Here is a 761-nt window from a genome sequence, read left to right on the forward strand (position 1 = left end):
AGCCTTCCTGCTGGCTGCGATTGAAACAAAGGCCGATATTTCCCTTGTCGAACTGGCGGAGACACTTGCAGCGGAACACGGTGTCCGCTTTGCGCCGAGCACGATCTGGCGCTGTCTCGACCGTCACGACATGACCGTCAAAAAAAACGGCGCACGCCAGCGAGCAGACACGGCCCGACGTCGCACAGCGGCGCGAGGCCTGGTTTGACAGTCAGCCTGACCTTGATCCGGCCCGTCTGATCTTCATCGACGAAACAGCCGTCTCAACGAAGATGGCCCGCCTGCGGGGGCGGTCACAACGGGGCACGCGCTGTCGGATGTCCGTGCCCCACGGGCACTGGAAAACCACGACGTTCATCGGCGGGCTGCGCCTCTCCGGCATGACAGCACCGATGATGCTGGACGGCCCCATGACCGGCGAATGGTTTGCCGCCTATACCCGCAAGGTGCTCGTTCCAACCCTGTCGCCGGGAGACGTCGTCATTCTTGACAATCTGCCCGCCCATAAAGGAGCCGTTGCCCGCGAGGCTGTGGAGGCAGTCGGCGCCAGGTTGTTGTTCCTGCCGCCCTACAGTCCTGATTTCAACCCGATCGAAAACATCTTCGCCAAAATGAAGGCGTGGATCAGACGGGTGGCACCGCGAACCCTCGACGCTCTTCAAAATACCGTCTGTGGAGCAATTGACGATATCTCTCATCGCCAGGCCGCAGCGTGCTTCACCGCCGCCGGATATGAACCAGACTGATCGGATTATGCTCTA

1 protein-coding gene and 1 pseudogene are annotated in these 761 nt (G+C 60.7%); both read left to right on the forward strand.

All coding sequences use genetic code 11. The features are described from left to right. A partial coding sequence (locus tag GOB85_RS18880) for a helix-turn-helix domain-containing protein (RefSeq protein WP_198912246.1) occupies positions 1 to 208 on the forward strand: 208 nt, incomplete at its 5' end. Further along, a pseudogene (locus GOB85_RS18885) lies at positions 204 to 746 on the forward strand (IS630 family transposase); the annotation flags it as partial. The gene GOB85_RS18880 and the pseudogene GOB85_RS18885, both read left to right, overlap by 5 nt. Positions 747 to 761 lie beyond the last annotated feature (15 nt).

Source organism: Acetobacter fallax, assembly GCF_011516735.1.
GTDB lineage: Bacteria > Pseudomonadota > Alphaproteobacteria > Acetobacterales > Acetobacteraceae > Acetobacter > Acetobacter fallax.